Here is a 17,880-nt window from a genome sequence, read left to right as displayed (position 1 = left end):
ATTCCCCGAACTGCCGAAAAAAAAGGGGCTCCGTCGGAGCCCCTCCCTGGGCGGGTGCCGCGTTACTGGGTCTGCTGGATGCCCGCGAGCACCCAGCCGCCACCTGCGCGCGGCTTGATCATGTGCCAGATTTCATCGAACGGTTCCGCGGGAGCATTGGCAGCTTCACGGATCAGGCCAGTGAAATGCACGCTGACGATGTAACGCTCGCTTTCCTCGGCAACATCCAGAACCTCGGCATTGACAGTGACAACGTCGGTCTGCTGGTCCGCCTGGCCACGATCGACAAAATTCAGCTTGATCTCGCCAAACATTTCCGGCGTCGTGAACTCGCGGATGTCTTCCAGATTGCCGGCATCGTTCGCCGCCTGCAGGCGGATGAAGTTCACCTTGGCATTGCGGACGAAGGCATCGACATCGAATCCGGCTGGAATACTTACCGTGGTACCCGCACCGGCAATTGCCGCCGCCCCGCTCCCGGCAGCGACCGGAGTAGAAAAGCGGGGCTCGACGTTCCGGTCATCACGATTCGTATCGGCGCCCTGCGCGGCATACCGCATGCCGCTGGCACCGGCCAGCGCCGGTTGCTGGGACGCCGCCCGGCGGCGCATGACGAAGCCGATGACCATCACGACGGCCATGATCAACAACCCAATCATCAACATATTGGCCAAGCCTTCACCAAAACCCAAATGTGAGGCCAGCGCCGCCAGGCCGAGACCGGCCGCTAGACCGGCCAGCGGGCCCATCCACGAACGCTTGGGCTGGGCCGCAGGAGCGCCCGGCGCTCCCTGTGGCGCCGTTGCCGCTGCCTGGCTGGGGGCCGGGGCGGCATTGGTCGATTTCTGGGCGCTGATCGATTCGCGCTGCATACCGGCGGATTTGCCGCCGCCCAGGCGCCTCGCTGCTTCGGCATCGCCGGTAACCAGCGTCAAGCCGAGCACCAGCGCAGCAGTCATGATGGCAAAGGATTTCATCTAGGTCTCCGTCAAGGTTGTTTGATACAGGCCACAGGATAGCCCCGGGGGGACTTCCATAAAACAATAATATTCAGAAGTGTCTCATCGTAAAACACGAAGATCAAGCGCCATGTCGGACAATCAATGATGCACACTCTCAAGTTGCCTCGCCAAACCGGTTGACGCCCAGACAGGTGCGGTGCAGTTGGACCCAGCAGTTGTTGCTGGTGATCGTCAGGGTGGCGCAAATGTTATCGCTATCGAAGCCGAGCACCTCGCGCATCGTGAAGATGCTGGCACTTGCTTTGGGCAAGCGGTAGAGGCAGGCTTCGAAGACCTCCCAGAACCGCTTGTTCTCCGTCACCTTGTCCGGACTCTCCCATTCGGAGCGGGGAGTGTTCTGGGCCCAGTACGAACGGTCGTTGAAATTGGCTTCGATATCCGAATCAGCATCCTCGTCGGCGACCACCACATTTTCCCGAACCTTGCGGCGAGGGACATCGACGATCTTGTTTTTGAGGATGGCCAGGACCGAAGTGCGCAAGGATACCCGCGAAGCGGATTTTTCGTGGCCGGCCAGCGCGGCAGTCAATACTCCCTGCTCCGCATCCTCGGCCTGAGTCTTGTTGCGCAACTGAATGTCAGCAAAGCGCAGCATATCTCTCCACAGACTGGTCAGGAACTCGGTGTCGCACAGCGGGTCTGTGGTCATGTCGTTTCGCGGGAATTCCAGTTTTTCGATCATACTTGAAAAAATTCGCAAGGATCTTCCCATCCGTCCGACCAATCGGACAGGCACTCGTGGCAAAGGTTGCAAACTGGAACGGAAATGATCAGTTGCAAGGAAGCCTCTCGCCTCGCCTCGCAACAGATCGAACGCCAAACCACTTTCCGGGAACGCGTTCAGCTTCGCTTGCATCTGGTGATCTACGCTGGCTGCCAGCGGATGGAAAAGCAGTTCCAGTTTCTGCGCGTTGCGACGGGTGCCTGGATGAGTCAGAAAGTCTGATGCATCAACCTCAATTCAACGGAGAAAGTCTAGGGTGTGTTGACAATCACGTGAGCCAGATGAAAGCTGCGGCGAGGGCGACGAAGGAAGCGAAGCGTTCGGCGAGTTTGTCATAGCGCGTGGCGATGCCTCGGAACTGCTTGATCCGGCAGAAGAAGCGTTCTACCAGGTTGCGATTTTTGTAAAGGTGCTGATCGAAACTACGCTGGACAATACGATTGCTTTTGGGAGGGATGACCGCTTGAATCTCATTCGCAGCAAGATGCTCGATGATCGCGTCTGTGTCGTAGGCTTTGTCCGCACTCAGCGAGTCGGGCAACAGATCGCCCAACAGGGGCAGCGCTTGAGGGCTGTCACCGGCTTCTCCACCGGTGAGACGAAAGCGGGCGAGTGACCCCAAGCCTTCAACCAGGGCGTGAATCTTGGTGCTCAGTCCGCCCCGTGATCGCCCAAGCGCCTGGCCACCGTTTTTTTTGGTGCACCGGCGGCATGTTGATGGGCGCGAACGATGGTGCTGTCGATGAACACCTCTTCGAAATCTGCGTCCTGCGCCAACTGGGTGAAGATGCGATGCCAGACACCACACCGCGACCAGCGAGCAAATCGTTGATAGACACTATTCCACGGCCCGAATGGGCATGGCAGGTCACGCCACGGACTACCCGTGCGAGCAATCCACAAAACCGCTTCAACGAACTGTCGATTATCGGCCGCCGTGCACCCCGGGTCGCTGGCTTTACCCGGCAACAGGGACGCTATCCGCTCAAACTGATCATCACGCAACCACAAACGTACCATCATCCTGACGCCACCCAAAAGTCAGGATATGAACCTATATCAACCTCTGTGAACAGCCTCCTTGTAACTCATTGACTGTAAACGAGGATTTCGCCGATCAATGCCATGGTCATCTATCGGAGTGATTGTCAACACACCCTAGCCCGGATGTTTCATAAACCCGCCGCGCGATGTCAATGTCGTGCCATTCCAGCCGTGATGCGAGTCAGCTTGCTGCGAATTTTGCTGCCAACCCGCCACGATCGGCCAAATACCCCAACTTTTGGGCATCACACCCTGCCGCCATCGATCCCTGGACAGAGCGCTGGCGAGACCTGACCTCCGCTCAAGCGGATTCGAGTCGGTAGCATGAGACGGCGTCGCCGAGTCGATCAGGCCGGTGCCGGCGGGCGCGGGACGAGGTAAAGCAACTCGGTCACCCGCGCCAGCACCCCTTCATCGGACACGACGTAGGCAAGGACAGCTTGATCCGATCCTTGTACTGCACCACGCGCACCGCCAACTTAAAGAGTTTCAGGATAATCGACAGCGGTTGCGCCTTGGCCAGTTCCGTATGCACCAGCGTGTTCTCGCGCAAGCCGTGAATCAACCCATACGCCGCACACGAATAGAACAGCCGCAGGTGATTGGCGAGGAAGGCATGATCGGAGGTCCGGTCACTGGCCAAGTCGTTCTTCACCGCCTTGATGAAGTTCTCGTCCTGCCCTCGAGCACAGTACAGCTCTTTGTAAAGCACATCAGGCGTCGGGTCGGACAGCGAGGTCACCACGTACCGCGGGTTGTCACCCAAGGCCATCACCTCGGCCTTGACCACCACGCGGTAAGCCTTGGGCCACGAGCCCGCCTGATACTCGATATCGTCGTACAGTCGTGTCGCCGCAGGCTCGGCGTTCCCCAGGCGCTGGGCGTTGGCGCTGTGTGTCTGGTGCAGCGCACGGGCTTTCTTCAGCAGCGGCTCGGCCTTGGGCGAGAGCACCGGGTTGCCGGCCAGGCCGAAGAGGAAGTCCAGATGCGGATCGGACGCGCACAAGGCCATCAGTTCGGGATTCGAGAAGTGGCCATCCCCGCGCAGAATGATGTGGGTCTCGGGCCAAGCCTGGCGGAGCAAGCGCAGCACGCGCTTGATGATGGCCGCGTTCTCCTTGCCAGTCGGGCGTTTGCCCGGACGCAGGACGGCAGTAATGAACTTCCCGGAAAGTCCTTCGAAGAGAAACAGCGGCAGGTAGCAGTGATTCCCGTAGTGGGGGTTATAGAACGCCAGTTCCTGCTGCCCGTGAGTGGCATCCTCCGAGTGATCCATATCGAGCACGATCACGGCAGGCGCTTGGGCGTAGCTGGCGATGAAGGCGTCGACGAAGCTTTTGGCCAGGCGGTAAATGTCTTTGCGCGATACGCTGTTTTCGAGCCGGGAGAGCGTGGGGCCGGAGGCCAGGTCATTTCCCTCGTCCAGCGGGGCACGACCGACCGCCAGTTTGAACAGCGGATCGCGCCGCAGCGTGTTGGCGTCATTACCGTCGGCGTAACCGCTGGCGGTCTGGAATATCCGCTGGCGGAGCAGGTCGGCCAGGGGATGGTCAATGTACGAGGCGTGGCGTTTGTCGTGAATCGCGCTGACCAGGCGGGGAATCAGGCCGATTTGCAGGTCGATGCCACGCAACAGGAGTGCGCCAAAGTCGGAGGACATCGCCCCGCCGTCAAACTCTGCCCGGATCGTAAATCCGGCGCTGGCGGGAAAGCGAAGCTGGGTTGGGATAGAATGGTCCATGGGCGGTCTCGTTTAGGCTTCTTACAAAGCGTTATTGGCGTAACCCCTATTATATCAATGGGTTAAACGAGATTCGCCTGCTTTTATGAAAAATTCGGGCTAGAAAAAGCTGGCATCGTTACCCTCACCGTCTGTTCCACCTTCGTCGCTGCCGCTCTGACCTCGCTGGCGCACGCCGTCGGCGACAAACCGTTCGGTGCCACCAAACTGGAAGCCGGCTACCAACTGGCCCAGGCCGACAGCAAGAAAATGGACACCCGCGCGGCGCCGAAATGAACGAAGGCGAATTCATCAGCGCCATCGTCAGCGCCGCCGACTGCCTGCCACATCTCGGCGTCGGCAATATCTTCGTCAATGGTCGGAATTTCGGCTGCGATCGGCACGCCTTCATCGACGCGCTGCCGCTGGAACGCACCGGCTGCGATCATGTCTCCCCGGCCATTACGGCGAGCCAGATGGCCTGCTGATCGACACGCACGGCGCTGGCGTCATCGATTCGGTGTGGTCGCTGCCCGAAGCAGCCTACCAACGCATCGGCCCCTGGGCCCACCTGCCTGGAGCGCGACTTCAATATTCCCGACCTGGAACGGCTGTGAATTCCGGCTGAAGCTGGACACCGATTCCAAGGCAAGTTGGACGGTTGGAGGCAGTAGCGCAGGACGCGGGGTAACCGCGGCGCCCTCGACGATTTTGCCGAGGTCTACATGGCATTTAGCAGCTTATCCATGCGCAAGATTCTGGAAGTACTGCGCCTGTACCACGAAGGCAGGCGCAGCCATCGTGAAATCGCCCGAGCAGTCGTCGCCTCGCCGACGACGGTGGGCAAAATCCTCCGGCATGCAAAGCTGGTCGGCATCGGCCATCCCCTGCCGGACGGAATGAGCGGGATGGGGGTCGAGGCCACCCTGTATCCGCCACCGGCGCCATCATCAGCCTGAAATCTATCCTCAAACATGGCCAGAACAAGCGCCCTGTCGCCACGCCTGCACAGACTTCACTTCCCCTGGAACACGCCAATGTGCGCGGCCAGGCGCATTACTACTGACCTGAAAGAAAATGACATTGCTCCACCTTCCTACCCACGAGCGCTTGCAAAAGCTCCGTCTGACCGGCATGGTCCGTGTGTTGAACACACAAAGCCTGCAGGCTGCCAACCCGGAAGGTGTCGATTTCCGTTATCCCTGCGGACTCGGCCGGGCCTTGTTCGCGCGTCTGATGGCTGGCGTTTGGGTGGCTACCCACCAGAACGTCCTGGTTTGCAGCCCGATTGGGGTTGGCAAGACCTTCCTGGCTTGTGCCTTGGTGAATCAGGCCTGCCGGCAGGGAAACAGCGCGCTTTACGTCTGCTTGCCGCGTCTGCTCCCGGCGCTGGCGCTGGGGCGTAACCGGCAACTACGCGGCGTCGAGCGCCCCTACTTCGGCAACGCGTACAAAGGTGAGCGCAGCGGGTTCTGAGCGAACAGTTCTTTCCAGACCCGTGGCGTGAGTTCATGGACGCGGTCGGCGGGGTGCTCGGCGACGCGCTGCAGGACATCGACGAGATAATCGTAGGGGTCGATCTGATGCAGCCGACAGGTAACGATCAGGCTCTGGATGATCCCGACCTGCCTGGCGCCGAACTCCGTCCAGCAGAACAGCCAGGAGCGGCGCCCCATGGGAATCACCCGCAGGGCGCGTTCGAGGTGATTGGTGTCGATCGGCACGTCCGGGTCGGCGAGGAAGACCTCCAGTCCCCATCGTCGATCGCGCGCGTAGGCCAGCACCCTGGTCAGCGGATTGCGCGGTAACAGCCCCTGCGCCGCGAAGCGTTCGCCAACCCAGGCGAAGAAACGCTCGACGATCGGTTTGGCATGCTCCAGACGATAGTCGCGCTTCCTTGCACCGGTGAGCTTTTGCTCGCGGATGCGCTCTTCGACCTGATACAGGTCCCCAATGAGCGCGAGTGCCTGCGCTGCCGCTTCTGGTTCCGCGTCTTGCGCGTCAAAGAACTTACGACGCGTGTGCGCCCAGCATTGGGCGTGCGTGATCCCGATCTGCGCCGCGTAATGACTGTAGGCCTGATAGCCGTCCGACAACAGCACCGCGCCTTCGGCGGCGGTCAGTCCGAGGGCCGCCTCGACGTGCTTGAACTCGCGACTGGCGAAGAAGGGGAAACAGATTTCGTCGCCTTCGCCATACACCGGCCAGAAGTACGCCGCTTTCAGCTTGCCGGGTGCGCCCTGTCCGGCCTTGATCGGCGTCCGTCCATCGCCTTGACGCGCGAGCTGCGGATCGAGGCAAACTGCGCCTCGTAGATCGGTTCGAGCAGAGTGATGCCCTGTTGCCCGATCTGCGTCAGCCACGGCCGGCTGACGGTGATTCCCGCATCGGCCAGGCGTTGATGCTGGCGATACAGTGGCAGGTGGTAGGCAAATTTGTCAATCAGCAGTCCGGCGACGAAGCTGACGTCGGCCCGGCTGCCCTCAATGACACCGGCCGGCGCGTTGGCGCAGACCAGTGTCTGGTTACTCTTGAGCTTGATTACCGGCCGGCGATACTTGATCACCACGTAGCTACCCGGCCGTTGCGCCAGGCGATAGCTGTCCTTGTGGCTGATGACCTCGTAGTCCTCGGGAGAGAGGCCTTCGACTTCCGGCGCGGTGAGCTCGACGACTTCGACTGGGACGCGGTTCTCGTCGAAGAAGGGCACGCTTTCGTCACTGGGACGCTTGCTGGTCGGCTGACGGGTATGCGCGGCGATGGGGTGAAGCTGGTGACTCAGAACCTGGTGGGGGCGTCGGGAACTCGCCGAGACTCAGTTGGCCGCTCGGCGTGACGTCGATGCGTCGTTCGCTTTTCTGGCCGAAGATCTGGCGCTTGAACCAGTCGATTTGTTGCTTCAGTGCGGTGATTTCAGCAGACAGCGTCTGGCACAGATCCAGCACCTCTTGCGGGCACAATGCCGCGGCTTGTTCGAGGTTGTAAACCGTCTGGTAACGTGCTGAATCCATGCGTGCATTTTAACACAAGCCGCTGTTTTGAAGCGTTTTTATGGGCGCTCCAGAGGCGTGATAACGCTTCTTCCGGCGTCCCGGCTCGATCCCTTCGAGGAGCAGTTTCAGACCGGTCCAGTCGATTTCGCACGTGCGCACTTTATCCCAGTTGGCGACGAAACGGCCTTCTTCGAGACGCTTGGCCCACAGGCAGAAGCCGCTGCGATCCCAGTAGAGCACCTTCACCTGAGTGCCACGGCGATTGAAGAAGACGAAGAGCTGGCCGCTCAGCGGGTCCTGACCGAGGACATGACGGGTGATCGCGTACAGACCGTCGAAGGATTTGCGCAGGTCGACCGGCTGGCCATAGACTTGGACGCGGATTTGGCCTTCAGGGAAAAACATCAGCGGCGCTCCGGCTGCAGGATCAGGCCGCCGCCGAGGTCGAGGGTGAGGTGGAAACGAGCGGGCGTCGCCGTGGTTGTGCTCAGAGGGCCGACGTCGACGAAGGTGGCCGGCTGGCCGCTGGCCTTGTCCTGACTGTCGAGGGCGATGCCCAGACGTGTGCGCCAGCGATGGAAGCTGGTATCGCTGATCCCTTCGCGTTTGCAGAAGGTCGCAACGTTCAAACCGCTGCCCGGAAATCGCGACAGCAACGCCCCCCATTCGCTCGCGCTACGCCGCACCCGCGACCCTTCCCCTGCCTTGGCCATCCTGGCCTCCTCCGCGTTTCGTGATTCGAGGAGGAGATTGTCGACAGCACGATCGGCGCTGGAAAGAACGCCGCAGAGTTACCGGTTACGCTGGGGCGCCACGATGGCAGCCATGCCAAGGCCTTGGCGCAGCTGGCCAAGACCGACGTACTGATCATCAATGACTGGGGCCTGGCGCCGTTGACCGACGAGAGCCGCCGCGACTTGCTGAAAATCGTCGATGACCGACATGGTTGCCGTTCCACCATCATCACCAGCCAGTTACCGATGCGGTACTGGTATGCCGTCATCGGTGACCCAACCCTGGCCGATGCCATTCTCGACCACCTGGTCCATTAAGCGCATTACCTCAATCTCGATGGCGAGTCCCTGCGCAAGAAAAGCAAACCCGAATGACCCTGTCCATGCTTACCGAGTTACGCCCCGAAGGAAGTCCCCTTGGGGCCCACCGCCGGCCACCAGTCAGCTGGCTGCAGAAGGAGCGCCGTCTGTCGGCCGACCGTGGATAACTCTACACCCCGACCCGGAGCGACCCCTCTCTTTCGGACCCGGCATCCTTGAAGATTATCGCGCTCAAGGCCTGATTCTCGGAACACACGGATGAGGGCACGCTGTACCGCCGACCGTCTTTCAGACCATCGGATTTCATTGCTCGGCCTCGAACCTCCGGGGCAAATGCGATTGCCCTGGAAATGAGCCAACACTTGCCACGCACCACCGAGGAAACTTGGTAGGATTCGCCCTTCGCGTCGAAAAATATCAGGCTGTGGACCTCGAACAAGATCGGAATCAGCACCAGGTTCGTTACGCCCTGATGAAATCAACACCTGGAGCCCCTTGTGCAGCACAATAGTCCTCGTCTGAGAGCCAACAACTTTGACCTGCTCAGACTGCTGTTCGCGGGAACAGTCTGCCTGGTCCACGTTCACGGGCTATCCGGATTCAGCGAGTTGGAGCCGATATCCCGAATTCTGTCATCAGGGATGGCCGTGAAGGCATTCTTCGTGGTCAGCGGCTTCCTTATTTTCATGAGCTTCGAACGCTCCTCCTCGCTCCGGGCTTACGCCCGGAAAAGAGTTCGCCGTATCTATCCGGCCTATTTCACCGTGGTCATGCTCTGCGCAATCGGTCTTGTGGCTGTCAGCTCATTGAACGTGGCAGACTATTTCTCCACTGCATGGACAAAATACGTCGTTGCCAACCTTCTTTTCCTGAATTTCCTGCACCCTACACTGCCTGGCGTTTTCGAGGGCAACAAGATACCCGAAGTAAATGGCGCGCTCTGGACGCTCAAGATCGAGGTGCTGTTCTATCTCTCGGTTCCCGTGTTTGTCTTTCTCTTCAGACGCTTCTCACATTTCTCGGTGATTCTTGTCACCTACTGCGCGTCACTTGCATATTTGATGCTCATGACATCGATTGCCGAGAGTACCGGATTGGAACTGTATGTGCGGCTTGGCAGACAACTCCCGGGACAGCTTTCCTATTTCATGGCGGGCGCCTTCTTCTATTATTTCCTGCCTCTATTCGAGCGCAGATGCATCTACTTTCTGGTTGCGGCTGTCATCGCTCTTGCCATCAACTTCAGGTACCCGATGCCATTCTTCGAGCCGTTCGCCCTTGCGACCCTTGTTGCCTACTTCGGGTTGTTCCTGCATGTGGGAAATTTTGGGAAGTACGGGGACTTTTCCTACGGCGTCTACATCCTGCATGTCCCGATAATCCAGCTTCTTCTTGTATCCGGCCAGTTCAGCGACAGCCCATGGGCCCTATTGGGGACAGCCGTCTTCTTGACCGCAATTTGCGCCGTCGCAATGTGGCACCTGGTTGAAAAGAGATTTCTCTCTCGCAGCAGCCATTACATTGTTGCGGTATCCGCCGACGGAAAGAGTGATGCAAACTCTTAGAAACGCCACTCCACTTGTGCAACTCGACTGCGGCATTTATCCATCGGTCAATCCATCCGCACCCGCAGAAAACTCGCGAAACGCGGCAATCCCTTCCGTGTGAGGTCTTGGTAACGATAGGTAACTGTGGCGCCCACTGGCGGCGGGTCACGGCGTTGCTCGTCGGTGAAGCCGGTGCCCAGCGAAAATTCGCGGCCGTCTTTGGCACGGACGCGCAAGGCGCCCATCTTGCCGGCATGCCTGCCCTTGCCTGGCAGATGGCCGATGACTACCGCTTCGGCGTCTTCCCAGGGTTTCATCTTGAGCAGGGTGTCGCTACGGCCGGTTTCGTAGGGTGCATCGGCGCGGTGCAGCACCAAGCCTTCGCCGCCGGCCATGACGACCTCAGTCATGCGTTTTTGCAGGCTGTTGCGGTCGACCACCTGAAATTGCTCAATTTCACGCAGCCACGGTACATTGGCCTGTTTGACAATCTCGCGAATCAGCGCCGCGCGCTGGGTAAACGTACCGGGTGCGCCAGGCAGTTCGAAGATCATGTAACGCACCTGCCGCCATTCGGCCTCATCGGGAATCTCGCGCCGAACGATGCCGGAAAGCCGTTCGAAGGTACCGCGTCCCATCCACAGTTCGCCGTCCAGAGGACGCTTTGGCAGGCCATCGAGAAACCAGGCCGGTGCACTGATGGTCTTGCCGCTGCGGAAGCGCAGGGTCTGGCCATCCCAGATGCCGCGCACGCCATCGAGCTTTTCACTGACCAGATACTGCGAGACATCGACCTGATTGCGATAGACCTCGGCGAGCAGGATGGCCGGGGCTTCGGCGCCCGCCAGGGTGGCCGGGAGCTCCAGCGCGAATGCCAGCAACAGTGCGCGCAGCAGGCGGATCATTTCAGCCTTCGTCGGCCCACTCGCGCCGTGCCTGCCGGGCAACCCCGAAGATTTCCTCGAGGCGCTTGCCATCGTTGCGGGCCAGCGCCACGCGAAGTTCGTCGAGTTGCTCGCGATAGCTGTCCAGTTCGACCAGCAGCGCGTCGCGGTTGGCGAGGCAGATGTCGCGCCACATTTCGGGGTGGCTGGCAGCGATGCGCGTGAAGTCGCGGAACCCCGAGGCGGCAAAGGTGAAATACAGGTTGGCATCCTCGCGCACCGCCAGATCATGAACTAGCGCGAACGACAGCAGGTGGGGCAGATGACTGACTGCGGCAAATACACGGTCGTGCGCTTCCGGCGTCAGTTCGTAGATATCCGCCCCGCACAGCGACCAGGCGCGCTTGATGTGGTCAAGCGCATCGTCGGCGTTTTCCGGAAGTGGCGTGACGACGACCTTCTTGCCCTGATAGAGATCCCAGCGCGCCGCCGATGGACCACTGTTTTCGGCGCCGGCAATCGGGTGCGCGGGCACGAAGTGGCTGATCCGCTCGCCGAACGCGTGGCGCGCTGCGGCAACGACATCGCCCTTGGTCGATCCGCCGTCGGTGACAATGGTGTTGGGACCGAGGTACGGAGCGATACGGCCGAAAATCTCCGGCATCTGCGCCACCGGCGTGGCAACCAGAACGATGTCGGCATCCTCGATTTCATGGGTCGGATTGATGCCGGCGCGGTCAATAACGCCGAGTTTCTGCGCAGATCTCAGCGTCGATGGCGTACGACCGAAGCCGACCACTTCCTCGACCGCTTCGGCTTCTTTCAGCGCCAGCGCGAAGGAGCCGCCGATCAGTCCGGTTCCAAAAACGACAACTTTGCCGAATTCTGGCATCTACAGCGCCCTCTCCAGCGCTTCGAGGAAGCGGGCGTTTTCCGGTTCAGTGCCGATGGTGACACGCAGCCATTCCGGCAGGCCGTAGCCGCCGATCGGCCGCACGATGACGCCCTGTTTCAGAAGCTTCTGATTCACACCCGCCCCGTCGCCTGCCCTAAAGGTGACGAAGTTTCCGTGCGAAGGAATGTGTTCCAGCCCGAGGCGCTTGACTCCAGCGACCAGTTGCTCCATGCCGCGCCGGTTGAGTTCGTAGCTTTCGGCGACGAACAGGTGGTCGTCGAGCGCGGCGATGGCCGCCGCAATTGCCAGGTTGTTGACGTTGAACGGCTGGCGCACGCGGTTCATCAGGTCGGCGATTTCCGCCGAAGCCAGCGCGTAGCCGACGCGCAGTCCGGCCAGACCGAAAATCTTCGAGAAGGTACGGGTGACGACCAGATTGGGAAAATCCCTGATCCAGCCGGCGGTGTCGACGCGCTCGGCCGGCGGCAGGTATTCATTGTAGGCCTCGTCGAGGACGACCACCACGTCTTGCGGTAACGCTTCGAGAAAGGTGCGCACTTCCGGGTAGGGCAGGAAGTTGCCGGTCGGATTGTTCGGATTCGCGACCCAAACAATGCGCGTATCGGGCCGGATTGCGGCGCGCATCGCGGCGAGATCGTGGCCGTAGTTCTTCGCTGGCGTCGCAATTAACTCGGCGCCGGTCGACAGCGTGGCCAGCGGATAAACCGCGAAGGCATGTTGCGCGAACACGGCGGAGCGACCCGGGGCCAGGAAAACACGGGCGATCAGGTCGAGCACGTCGTTGGAACCGTTGCCGAGGACGACCTGATTCTGCGCCACGCCGCAACGCTCGGCCACTGCCCCGATCAGTTCGAACTGGTCCGGGTAGCGCTCGACGCCGCTGATCGCCGCCTCGACCGCTCTTCTCGCCCTCGGACTCATGCCCAGCGGATTTTCGTTGGAGGCCAGCTTGACGATCTTTTCAACCGGAATACCCATCTCGCGGGCCAGTTCGCTGATCGGCTTGCCCGGCTGGTAGGGCGAAATGGCGCGAACGTAAGACAGCGCTTGTTCAACGAGGCTCATGGGCAAATTCTCAATAAACGGCGACCGGGTAGGAACCGAGGATTTTCAGATAGGCAGCGCGACTAGCCAGTTCGTCCAGCGCGGTCCTCACCGCCGGATCGTCGCGATGACCATCGACATCGACGTAGAAGACGTATTCCCACAGCGCATGGCGGGCAGGACGCGATTCCAGGCGCGACATCGAAACGCCGGCATGGGCGAAGGGCAGCAGCAGTTCATGCAGGGCGCCCGTGCGATTGGGTGCCGACATGATCAGCGAGGTCTTGTCACGGCCCGACGGACCGGCGTCGTGCTTGCCGAGCACCAGGAAGCGTGTCGTGTTGTTTGGCTCATCCTCGATGTTTTCGGCCAGGCGTGGCAGCTCGTAGCGGGCAGCAGCGACTTCACCGGCGATCGCCGCCGCGCCTGCCTCGTCCACGGCATTCCGCGCCGCCTGCGCGTTGCTGCCGACCGGAATCCGCTGTGCGTTGGGCAGCATCCGGTTCAGCCACTCGTGGCACTGCGCCAGCGACTGGGCATGCGAATAGACTTTGGTTATCCCATCGAGATCCATTTCGCTGGACAACAGATGCTGGTGAATCCGCAGCACGAGTTCGCCGCAGATCCGCAGCGGTGTCGCCAGCAACAGGTCCATCGTGCGGCCAACCGCGCCTTCGGTCGAGTTTTCGACGGGGACTACCGCGTACTGCGCGTGCCCGGACTCGACCTCGCGGAAGACATCGTCGATCGAAACCTGCGGCAGCAGGCGGGCCGCGTGACCGAAGTGCTTGGTCGCCGCCGATTCCGAGAAGGTACCGAGCGGACCGAGAAAGGCGATGCCCAGCGGCTCTTCCAGCGCCAGGCAGGCCGACATGATCTCGCGGAAGAAGAAGGTGATGTTTTCGCCCGGCAGCGGGCCGGGATTGGCTTCCTGCAGGCGGCGCAGCACCTGCGCCTCGCGCTCGGGACGGTAGATGTGCCCCGCCGCGCCATGTGCGGCCTTGATCTCGCCGACCTTCTGCGCGCAGCGGGCGCGCTGGTTGAACAGACGCAGCAGTTCGCCGTCGATGCCGTCGATATCAGCACGGACGCCGGCGAGTTCCTTCTGCAGTTCGTCACTCATATCGGCCTCTACCCGTTGCGTTTGGCGAAGTCGTTCATGAAATCCACCAGAACCTGCACGCCTTGCAGCGACACGGCATTGTAGATCGAAGCGCGCATCCCGCCGACCGACTTGTGGCCCTTCAGCGACACCAGACCGGCCGCCTTCGACTCGGCAAGGAACGCGGCGTCGAGTTGCGGATCGGCCAGCGTAAACGGGACGTTCATCAGCGAGCGACAGTCGGGATCGACCGGATTCGTGTAGAAGCCGCCGGAAGCGTCGATGCACCCGTACAAAATGCGGCCCTTTTCGGCGTTGACCGCAGCAATGCCTTCCAGTCCGCCCTGGCGCTTGAGCCACTGGAAGACGAGGCCTGCGATATAGATGCCGTAGGTCGACGGCGTGTTCAGCAGCGAGCCGTTCTCGGCCATCACCGCGTAATCCATAATGCTCGGGATGGTCAGCGGCGCCATGCCGAGTAGTTCCTGACGGATGATGACCAGCGTCAGGCCCGAAGGACCGATGTTCTTCTGCGCGCCAGCGTAGATCAGGCCGAATTTCTCGACGGGAACCGGCCGCGACAGGATGTGCGACGACATGTCGGCGACCAGCGGCACGCCGGTGTCGGCAATGCGCCCGGCACTGATCTCGACGCCGTGGATCGTCTCGTTGGTGCACAGGTGCAGATAGGCGGCGAAGGGGTCGAGTTTTATTTCATCGGCGCCCGGCAAGCGGGTGAACGCACTGCTCTCGGTCGTTGCGGCACAACGGACGTTGCCAATGCGTTGCGCTTCCTTGAACGCCTTCCCGGACCACGAACCGGTAACAATGTAGTCAGCCGAACGCCCGGCCAGTAGATTCATCGGGATCTGTGCGAACTGCAGGGTCGCCCCACCCTGCAGGAACAGGACCTTGTAGCTGGCCGGGATGCCCATCAACTCGCGCAGGTCGGCTTCGGCCTGCGCAATGATGCTGGTGAATTCCTTGCCGCGGTGACTCATTTCCATGACGCTGCAACCGGCGCCGTGCCAGTCGAGCATTTCCTCCTGCGCCTGGCGTAAGACCTCTTCCGGAAGGGCGGCCGGACCGGCGCTGAAATTCCAGACCCGGCTCATCATTCCTCCCCCACAGCCTCGCCGGCCGCTTCGCCTGTTGCTTCGCCCGCAGCATCGCCATTGGCTTCGGCTGCGATCTCGATGTCGGCGACGGTTTCGACAATCTTTTCCAGCCCGGCGAGCTTCTCGCCGTCGTCCAGCGAGATCAACGTCACGCCCTGCGTCGCACGGCCCATGCCACGAATCTCGGCGACGCGGGTCCGGATCAGCACGCCACCGGTGGTGATGAACATGATCTCGTCTTCGTCGCCCACCAGCTTGGCGCCGACAACGATACCGTTGCGCTCGCGATCGGCGGCGATCGCCCGCACGCCCTGCGTGCCGCGCCCGGAATGGCGGAAATCGGCGAGCACGGTGCGTTTGCCGAAGCCGTTCTCGGTGGCGACCAGCACGGTCTGCTGATCGCTCTCGGCAACCAGCAGGGAAATCACCGATTGGCCTTTCTGCAAGCGCATGCCGCGCACGCCGCGGGCGCCACGACCCATCGGGCGGACATCTTCCTCGTCGAACCAGACCGCCTTGCCGGCGTCGGAGACAAGCACGATATCGCTCTCTCCCGAGGTCAACTCGACGCCAATCAGGTAATCGTCGTCATCGAGCGCAACGGCGATAATGCCGGCCTTGCGCGGATTGGAGAAGTCGGACAGCGGCGTCTTCTTGACCGTACCCATCAGCGTCGCCATGAAGACGTACTGGTCTTCGGAGAATTCCTTGACCGGCAGCACAGCATTGATCCGCTCGCCCTCCTCCAGCGGGAAGAGATTGACGATCGGCTTGCCACGGCTGTTGCGGCTGCCCTGCGGCGCTTCATACACCTTGAGCCAGTAGCAGCGGCCACGATTGGAGAAGCACAGGATATGGTCGTGCGTATTGGCGACGAATAGCTGATCGACGAAATCCTCGTCCTTGATCGCCGCCGCCTGCTTGCCGCGACCGCCGCGGCGCTGGGCGCGGTAATCGGCCAGCGGCTGTGCCTTGATGTAGCCGCCGTGCGAGAGCGTCACCACCATGTCCTGCGGGGTGATGAAATCCTCGATGCCGAGTTCCTGTGTGTACAGGACGATTTCGGAGCGGCGCTGGTCGCCGAACTGGTCGCGTATGGCCGTCAGTTCGCCGACGATGATTTCGGTGATGCGCTCGGGTCGGGCCAGGATGTCGAGCAGGTCGGCGATCTTGAGCATGACTTCCTTGTACTCGCCGACGATCTTGTCCTGCTCGAGGCCGGTCAGGCGCTGCAGGCGGAGTTCGAGGATCGCCTGCGCCTGGGCGTCGGACAGCCGGTAGCCCTGCTCGGAAAAGCCGAATTCCGGCGCCAGCCCATCCGGACGCGAGGCGTCGGCGGCCGCACGCAGCAGCATCTCCTCGACCACCGGGCTGCGCCAGGTGCGCTCCATCAGGCCGCGCTTGGCATCGGCCGGCGTCGCCGCCGCCTTGATCAGGGCAATGATTTCATCGACGTTGGACAGCGCGACAGCCAGGCCTTCCAGGATGTGGCCGCGCTCGCGTGCCTTGCGCAGTTCGAACACGGTGCGCCGCGTCACCACCTCGCGACGGTGGGCCAGGAAGCATTCGATCATCTGCTTCAGGTTGAGCAGGCGGGGCTGGCCGTCGACCAGCGCCACCATGTTCATGCCGAAGGTATCCTGCAGTTGCGTCTGCTTGTACAGGTTGTTGAGGATGACCTCAGCGACTTCGCCACGCTTCAGCTCGATGACGACACGCATCCCTGACTTGTCCGACTCGTCGCGGATGTCGGAGATGCCCTCGATCTTCTTCTCGTTGACCAGCTCGGCGACCTTCTCGATCAAGGTCTTCTTGTTAACCTGGTAGGGAATCTCGTCGATGATGATGGCCTGACGATTGCCCTTTTCCATGTCCTCGAAGTGCGTGCGGCCGCGCATGATGACGCGGCCGCGGCCGGTCTTGTAGCCTTCGCGGACTCCCATGATGCCGTAGATCAGCGCGGCGGTCGGGAAGTCGGGGGCGGGAATGTACTCGATCAGTTCATCGATGCTCAGCGCCGGGTTTGCTAGCAGTGCCAGACAGCCGGCGATTACCTCGTTCAGGTTGTGCGGCGGGATGTTGGTCGCCATGCCGACCGCTATACCCGACGAACCGTTGATCAGCAGGTTCGGAATGCGTGCCGGCATGACCAGCGGTTCATGCTCGGAACCATCGTAGTTCGGCCCGAAATCGACCGTTTCCTTGTCGAGATCTTCCAGCAACTGATGGCCGATCCGGGCCATGCGCACTTCGGTATAGCGCATCGCCGCCGCATTGTCGCCGTCAACCGAACCGAAGTTACCCTGACCATCGACCAGCATATAACGCAGCGAGAAACTCTGCGCCATGCGTACGATTGTGTCATAGACTGCCGTGTCGCCGTGCGGGTGGTATTTACCGATCACGTCGCCGACGATACGCGCCGATTTCTTGTATGCCTTGTTCCAGTCGTTGTTCAGCTCGTGCATCGCGAACAGTACCCGGCGATGCACCGGCTTGAGGCCGTCGCGCGCATCCGGCAGAGCCCGGCCGACGATGACGCTCATCGCGTAGTCGAGGTAGGAACGCCGCATCTCGTCTTCGAGGCTGATCGGCAGTGTTTCTTTGGCGAATGGGTCCATGTCTCACGTCCGCGCCGCCCGGGCAGCGCTTTATTGGATGAATCGAGCGTAATTTGCTATTTTAACACGCCCCGTACACCGAGTCCGACG

General features: G+C 61.1%; 15 protein-coding genes and 3 pseudogenes. 5 read left to right on the top strand and 13 right to left on the bottom strand.

Annotation, left to right across the window (positions count from 1 at the left end):
* Positions 1-62: 62 nt before the first annotated feature.
* The 4 genes and pseudogenes from IPP03_19755 to IPP03_19740 all read right to left on the bottom strand — a co-directional run bounded on the left by IPP03_19755 (position 63) and on the right by IPP03_19740 (position 4,531).
* Entirely contained in the window at positions 63-977 is a 915-nt protein-coding gene (locus IPP03_19755) for a Tim44 domain-containing protein (GenBank protein ID MBL0354771.1), read from the bottom strand.
* A gap of 139 nt (positions 978-1,116) precedes the next feature.
* A complete protein-coding gene (locus IPP03_19750) occupies positions 1,117-1,704 on the bottom strand; it encodes an RNA polymerase subunit sigma (protein MBL0354770.1) in 588 nt (195 codons plus the stop codon).
* Between the two features lie 310 nt (positions 1,705-2,014).
* Positions 2,015-2,766, bottom strand: a protein-coding gene (locus IPP03_19745; GenBank protein MBL0354769.1) for an IS5 family transposase whose coding sequence is annotated in 2 segments (ribosomal slippage) — positions 2,015-2,445 and positions 2,445-2,766 — 753 coding nt in all. Because the reading frame shifts where the segments join, the coding sequence is not laid out codon by codon here.
* A 371-nt stretch (positions 2,767-3,137) separates the two neighbouring features.
* Positions 3,138-4,531, bottom strand: a pseudogene (locus IPP03_19740) (IS1380 family transposase).
* Positions 4,532-4,803: 272 nt separating this feature from the next.
* On the opposite strand from IPP03_19740, the pseudogene IPP03_19735 reads away from it, so the two are divergent.
* The 3 genes and pseudogenes from IPP03_19735 to IPP03_19725 all read left to right on the top strand — a co-directional run bounded on the left by IPP03_19735 (position 4,804) and on the right by IPP03_19725 (position 5,986).
* A pseudogene (locus IPP03_19735) lies at positions 4,804-5,127 on the top strand (DUF692 family protein).
* A gap of 129 nt (positions 5,128-5,256) precedes the next feature.
* Positions 5,257-5,469: an AsnC family protein gene (locus IPP03_19730; protein ID MBL0354768.1), complete on the top strand. Its 213-nt coding sequence runs from the start codon at positions 5,257-5,259 to the stop codon at positions 5,467-5,469.
* A gap of 118 nt (positions 5,470-5,587) precedes the next feature.
* Positions 5,588-5,986, top strand: coding sequence for an ATP-binding protein (locus IPP03_19725; protein ID MBL0354767.1), 399 nt, complete (start codon positions 5,588-5,590; stop codon positions 5,984-5,986).
* Here the strand turns inward: IPP03_19725 and IPP03_19720 are convergent.
* The 3 genes and pseudogenes from IPP03_19720 to IPP03_19710 form a co-directional block, all read right to left on the bottom strand.
* Positions 5,944-7,521, bottom strand: a pseudogene (locus tag IPP03_19720) (IS66 family transposase). The gene IPP03_19725 and the pseudogene IPP03_19720 overlap by 43 nt on opposite strands.
* 9 nt (positions 7,522-7,530) lie before the next feature.
* On the bottom strand, positions 7,531-7,908 hold the full coding sequence (gene tnpB, locus IPP03_19715) for an IS66 family insertion sequence element accessory protein TnpB (protein MBL0354766.1): 378 nt from the start codon (positions 7,906-7,908) through the stop codon (positions 7,531-7,533).
* Entirely contained in the window at positions 7,908-8,216 is a 309-nt protein-coding gene (locus IPP03_19710) for an IS66 family insertion sequence element accessory protein TnpB (protein ID MBL0354765.1), read from the bottom strand. The genes tnpB and IPP03_19710 overlap by 1 nt, the downstream gene beginning before the upstream one ends.
* 36 nt (positions 8,217-8,252) lie before the next feature.
* Here IPP03_19710 and IPP03_19705 point away from each other — a divergent pair, with 36 nt between their 5' ends.
* Positions 8,253-8,555, top strand: a complete 303-nt coding sequence (locus tag IPP03_19705; protein MBL0354764.1) for an ATP-binding protein — start codon at positions 8,253-8,255, stop codon at positions 8,553-8,555.
* Positions 8,556-9,043: 488 nt separating this feature from the next.
* Positions 9,044-10,123, top strand: coding sequence for an acyltransferase (locus IPP03_19700; protein MBL0354763.1), 1,080 nt, complete (start codon positions 9,044-9,046; stop codon positions 10,121-10,123).
* 47 nt (positions 10,124-10,170) lie between these two features.
* On the opposite strand, the gene IPP03_19695 is transcribed toward IPP03_19700, so the two are convergent.
* From IPP03_19695 to gyrA, 6 genes are read right to left on the bottom strand one after another with little or no spacing between them, the layout of a single operon-like run.
* Complete coding sequence (locus IPP03_19695; GenBank protein ID MBL0354762.1) at positions 10,171-11,010, bottom strand: DNA ligase; 840 nt, start codon at positions 11,008-11,010, stop codon at positions 10,171-10,173.
* A gap of 1 nt (position 11,011) precedes the next feature.
* Complete coding sequence (locus tag IPP03_19690) at positions 11,012-11,881, bottom strand: prephenate dehydrogenase/arogenate dehydrogenase family protein (GenBank protein ID MBL0354761.1); 870 nt, start codon at positions 11,879-11,881, stop codon at positions 11,012-11,014.
* Positions 11,882-12,970, bottom strand: a complete 1,089-nt coding sequence (locus IPP03_19685) for a histidinol-phosphate transaminase (GenBank protein ID MBL0354760.1) — start codon at positions 12,968-12,970, stop codon at positions 11,882-11,884.
* Between the two features lie 10 nt (positions 12,971-12,980).
* On the bottom strand, positions 12,981-14,072 hold the full coding sequence (pheA, locus tag IPP03_19680; GenBank protein MBL0354759.1) for a prephenate dehydratase: 1,092 nt from the start codon (positions 14,070-14,072) through the stop codon (positions 12,981-12,983).
* 8 nt (positions 14,073-14,080) lie between these two features.
* Positions 14,081-15,166, bottom strand: coding sequence for a 3-phosphoserine/phosphohydroxythreonine transaminase (gene serC / locus IPP03_19675; protein MBL0354758.1), 1,086 nt, complete (start codon positions 15,164-15,166; stop codon positions 14,081-14,083).
* Complete coding sequence (gene gyrA, locus IPP03_19670) at positions 15,166-17,790, bottom strand: DNA gyrase subunit A (protein MBL0354757.1); 2,625 nt, start codon at positions 17,788-17,790, stop codon at positions 15,166-15,168. Before gyrA ends, serC begins: the two co-directional genes overlap by 1 nt.
* Positions 17,791-17,880 lie beyond the last annotated feature (90 nt).

The sequence above is a fragment of the Candidatus Dechloromonas phosphoritropha genome (assembly GCA_016722705.1).
GTDB lineage: Bacteria > Pseudomonadota > Gammaproteobacteria > Burkholderiales > Rhodocyclaceae > Azonexus > Azonexus phosphoritrophus.
This window is presented reverse-complemented; position numbering and strand designations above follow the sequence as displayed.

Coding starts and splice junctions, on each gene's coding strand:
- IPP03_19755 (MBL0354771.1), bottom strand. CDS start 977: ATGAAATCCTTTGCCATCATGACTGCTGCGCTGGTGCTCGGCTTGACG.
- IPP03_19750 (MBL0354770.1), bottom strand. CDS start 1,704: ATGATCGAAAAACTGGAATTCCCGCGAAACGACATGACCACAGACCCG.
- IPP03_19730 (MBL0354768.1), top strand. CDS start 5,257: ATGCGCAAGATTCTGGAAGTACTGCGCCTGTACCACGAAGGCAGGCGC.
- IPP03_19725 (MBL0354767.1), top strand. CDS start 5,588: ATGACATTGCTCCACCTTCCTACCCACGAGCGCTTGCAAAAGCTCCGT.
- tnpB (MBL0354766.1), bottom strand. CDS start 7,908: ATGTTTTTCCCTGAAGGCCAAATCCGCGTCCAAGTCTATGGCCAGCCG.
- IPP03_19710 (MBL0354765.1), bottom strand. CDS start 8,216: ATGGCCAAGGCAGGGGAAGGGTCGCGGGTGCGGCGTAGCGCGAGCGAA.
- IPP03_19695 (MBL0354762.1), bottom strand. CDS start 11,010: ATGATCCGCCTGCTGCGCGCACTGTTGCTGGCATTCGCGCTGGAGCTC.
- IPP03_19690 (MBL0354761.1), bottom strand. CDS start 11,881: ATGCCAGAATTCGGCAAAGTTGTCGTTTTTGGAACCGGACTGATCGGC.
- IPP03_19685 (MBL0354760.1), bottom strand. CDS start 12,970: ATGAGCCTCGTTGAACAAGCGCTGTCTTACGTTCGCGCCATTTCGCCC.
- pheA (MBL0354759.1), bottom strand. CDS start 14,072: ATGAGTGACGAACTGCAGAAGGAACTCGCCGGCGTCCGTGCTGATATC.
- serC (MBL0354758.1), bottom strand. CDS start 15,166: ATGAGCCGGGTCTGGAATTTCAGCGCCGGTCCGGCCGCCCTTCCGGAA.
- gyrA (MBL0354757.1), bottom strand. CDS start 17,790: ATGGACCCATTCGCCAAAGAAACACTGCCGATCAGCCTCGAAGACGAG.